At 44.8% G+C, this 3,929-nt stretch carries 5 protein-coding genes; all 5 read right to left on the reverse strand.

Translation table 11 applies throughout. From position 1 onward, the window contains the following. Positions 1-453: 453 nt before the first annotated feature. Entirely contained in the window at positions 454-1,383 is a 930-nt protein-coding gene (locus AAEY99_RS20990) for a replication initiation protein (RefSeq protein WP_351011910.1), read from the reverse strand. A gap of 157 nt (positions 1,384-1,540) precedes the next feature. Beyond that, complete coding sequence (locus tag AAEY99_RS21835) at positions 1,541-2,977, reverse strand: relaxase/mobilization nuclease domain-containing protein (RefSeq protein WP_502959517.1); 1,437 nt, start codon at positions 2,975-2,977, stop codon at positions 1,541-1,543. Beyond that, the gene (locus AAEY99_RS21010) at positions 2,967-3,293 is read right to left on the reverse strand and encodes a MobC family plasmid mobilization relaxosome protein (RefSeq protein WP_351011916.1); all 327 of its coding nucleotides are present in this window, start codon (positions 3,291-3,293) and stop codon (positions 2,967-2,969) included. The genes AAEY99_RS21835 and AAEY99_RS21010 overlap by 11 nt, the downstream gene beginning before the upstream one ends. After that, positions 3,293-3,559: a hypothetical protein gene (locus AAEY99_RS21015; protein ID WP_351011918.1), complete on the reverse strand. Its 267-nt coding sequence runs from the start codon at positions 3,557-3,559 to the stop codon at positions 3,293-3,295. The genes AAEY99_RS21010 and AAEY99_RS21015 overlap by 1 nt, the downstream gene beginning before the upstream one ends. An 18-nt stretch (positions 3,560-3,577) precedes the next feature. Then, the gene (locus AAEY99_RS21020; RefSeq protein ID WP_351011920.1) at positions 3,578-3,790 is read right to left on the reverse strand and encodes a hypothetical protein; all 213 of its coding nucleotides are present in this window, start codon (positions 3,788-3,790) and stop codon (positions 3,578-3,580) included. Between the last annotated feature and the right edge of the window lie 139 nt (positions 3,791-3,929).

The following is a 3,929-nucleotide window of genomic DNA, read 5'->3' on the forward strand; positions in this document are numbered from 1 at the left end:
GGGGGTTTCGGGGGGGATTTATCACCCCTGAACCAGACACACTGATGACCAAAGGAGCGAAGCTACTGTAGGGCACTCTGTGTATGCTGGCTTAAAGCACTAAAGATAGTATAAATCGGTCATCATTATTTAGCAAGGATAAGGTAACAGTTACTTTATTTGATATATATTTAGGCGGGGATACTAACGGGAAAACTAACGCGCTTTGCTTGTTTGCTGACTAGGCTCATGTCGCAGACAAGCTGCTCAATCGCTAGTCCAGCGAGAATAACGATTTTCTATTTTTCTAAACTAATATATGGGATAAAGATAGAAAGGGTAACAGTTACTATTAAGGGGCTATTATCTGATATGGCTTATTCGATCACTTCTTTTGGTGAGTGTTGTCTAGCAGAGCAAAAGCACCCCTAACGGGGCTATTATCTGATATGGCTTATCGGATCACTAATTTTCTTACTTTGAAGTCCATCTGCTGATAGTTGCGGAACCAATGCCAAGATCATCGCTGATCATCCTGTTTGAATAGCCCTGAGCCTGCATGAGAAGTACTTTGGGGAGTAATTCAACCTTACTGCCACTTTGCGTTGGCCTCTTGGATTTTCTGCCGCCCTTAGCGCCCTGTCTGGCCTGCCATGCACTAAAACCTTCGGCACTGAAGTTTTTGTGTGTAAATTTGGCTATGGATTTGGCCGTTGCTCTGACCTCGGAATACGGTAACGGTGACGTAAATTCTTTGTTGTTATATGCATCGGCGCGGGTTAAAACGGCCTCAAGCCAGCGGTCATACTCTGGATAGCCTTGTCTAATCGCTTTAAACGCCCACTTAGAGAGATAATCGAATAGATTGCAGTTACGGCCTAGGCCATTGCCCAAAAGCCGCTTAGAGCCGCTGTAGGCGCTTAAATCGAGGTAGTCAGCTAACCAATCGAGTGTGTAGAGATTTGGCTCCCACGTAGAAACTAGCCAATGAGGATTTAACGGGTTTTTGCAAATTAGCCCCGTATATCCCTCATCTGCTCCTAATTTCGCTCTTAAAGCGGCTTCTACGGCTGCTGCATAGCGTAAAGCTTTGCTGCTACCGTCTGGAGCTGTACGAACTGGGATTTCTAGGCCGTAAATTAAGTGCGCGTGGCCGTTGTCGCGATTAGTTGCGACAATGTTTGGAGCCGGTGCGCCCAAATCATCCCAGCACATTGTGGCATCAAAACGATCGACATCGAACACAAGCCAGTATTTATGCGTTGGCCCATTGTGCTGTATATATCTGTATTTTTTGGCTTTTTTTGATGAAATGATTTTTAAGCCATGAGATAAATCATCGCTGTAGTAGGGTTTTGGGGGTAACAGTTGCTCGAAAAGGCTTAATTGATGCGCTGCATTCAAAAATCACCACGCAAATGGCGGTTATTTTGTTGTTTTTTTATGATCATGTGATAAGATTTCCCTAGGATTATTCCTAAACCCTGATTTCGTATATCTTCCGCCAAGTTGATTTGTACGAATCGGGGTTTTTGTTTTTATGGCAATAGATTACGCCATTTTACATGCGCAATCCATGATCATTTTCAAGATCGTTTTTCATCGCTATTTTGTTAGCAATTTCATTAATCTGCTCAGTTGCGATTCTAATCCGCTCACCTGCTCTGCTAAGCTCTGCACCTGCGTTCTGAGTTCTTGATTCTCTGCTGACGTAGTTGTGAACATTTGCTGCAAAGCCTTGTAGCTGCTCGACAATCCCGCCTGCTGCTGCTCTTGCTGCCTCTGATATTCTGTTACAGATTTTAGTAACTGTGACTCTAATTCCGTCATTTACCTGTTCTCCATCTCGACTACGTTCTGGCCGTTTGATTCCCATTGCTGGCTGAGTTTCCTGTTTTTCGGAAACAGTATGTATTGCTTGCCGCTTTGCTCTACGAGCTTCACCCCGAACGTTTGATTCTGTAACGCTTTCAAGGTCTGTTCTTGTTCCTGTATCATGGCTAGATTCGCGGATATCTGGTTGCCCTGATACCATAAAACGCCCTGAATCGAGACTAGAACGATTATTATCGATAGTAGCAAATAAGCCCATGTGCTGAGGGCCGTTAGCCTCATTGTGGACGCTTGAGAACGCAATTCCTGCGTCAAGGCGTGGATATCTGCGCTGATTATGCCCTGAGAGTCTTTTAATTCCTTCTGCAAGCTCTTGGTGTGCTCGTTGAATTCGTTGCTCAGTCGCTGCTTCGTAAGCTTTAGCTGCTCGTTCGATTGCAGCTCCAGTTTCTTCGTTAAATTTAAAATCTCGTTCATAGATAGCCCCTTTGAGCCGTATGTTTTTGCCGCCATCTGGATCAGCAATTGATATTGAATTCTTGGTTTCTCTGGCGACCGTAAAACCCACATCAGATAGCGTTTTAACCACGTCTGCGCGATTAGTAATAAGACCGTTACCCATGACCATCATTAAGCTGCTTGTAATCGTTTCAGCGGCAATTTTTCGGTTTTCAGGTAGGTTACGAGGCGTGACAAGTGAACGGTGGTTTAGCGGGTTGTCTGGGTCTGTTAATTTGTAGTTGTGATTAGTAATGTTTTTCCAGTCATTAACCCGTTTTAAATCGCGTTTGTGATACCAAGGCTGTAAGCGTTTACCGCTCTGTAGCTCGATATTCGGCACAACAAAGTTAAGCTCCAAGCGGTCTTTGTCTCGATGCTCAACCCACATACAAGCGTATTGATCTGCATCCAGGCCTGGGAACATCATTTTTTCAAAATCTGACATGATTTTGTCTTTAGATTCACGGTCTAAATCGGGTTCAGAAAATGACAAAACACCAGACGTATATTTTTTGGCATAAGGGCTGGCGTCAATGACGGCCATGATCGCCTCTGGATCACCCCTGTCGAGCGTTGCAAGCTCGCGGTCGCGCTCTTTTCCAAGCAGATAATCAATAGGGCCACTGCCAACGCCTGAGCCTCTAGCGTGAAATTTAACGATCATTTGAATGCTCCGTTTTGATTATTGCCATGCTGCGCTGAATATTGACCAGTTCTGAAATTACACTCACTTTATCAATACTATTCCATTGGCTACGGTTAATGGCTCTGGCTATCTGGTTTAAATTGTTTCCGATACCGGCTAATTGACGTTGCAGCTCTGGGCTGACCGTCGGAAGCGGGGCTCCTCGTTTAGCAGGAACGCCAAGGCATGTCTCACGAATCCACTCTGCAAGACGCAGTTTGGTTGAGCGTTCGACAAGCGCGTCGTATTCCGCATCCGTACAGCGAATTTTGATCACTCGTTCGCGCTTTTCCATTACTTAGCCGCCAGAAATACGGCCTCTGCAAGCCTTTCAATCGCTGATTTATCAAGGTTTAAGCTTTGGTCTGGATTACCAATCAAACGCTTTAGCGTGTTGATGTCATCGCGGTTAAAAGTAACTGTTACTGTTATCGCTGATTTTCGAGCACGATAAGCGGCCTGCTTTTCGGCTGCGGTCATTGCACGGCCAGTTACTGGACGGCCACGCTTAGATTTCTGTGGGATTAGATCAACAGTACGATCATCAAATTTATCTTTCATGTTAGGCCCCTGTTTGATTTAAAGAGTCGCGCTTTTAAAGCCATTTTCGATAATCACTTGAACGTTATCTTCATTGATAAGCCAGCGCGAGCCTTGGCTTTCCCATTTCCCGTGTTGCTGGTATTCAACATCAGCAACACGGCCGATAAAACCAGAGTTGGTCGAATAGACTTTCTCTACTGCGCATGATGTACGAATATTTTTGTTTTCGTTGTATGTGTAATCAAGCATATTTTGCAATCCTTTTTAGAGTAACAGTTACGATATAGGTTAAGGTTTTGATGGTGCTTATAGGGGGTTTCGGGGGGGATTTATCACCCCTGAACCAGACACACTGATGACCAAAGGAGCGAAGCTACTGTAGGGCACT

Origin of the sequence: Shewanella sp. S1-58-MNA-CIBAN-0166 (assembly GCF_040310085.1) — a bacterium.
In the GTDB taxonomy this organism is placed as follows: domain Bacteria; phylum Pseudomonadota; class Gammaproteobacteria; order Enterobacterales; family Shewanellaceae; genus Shewanella.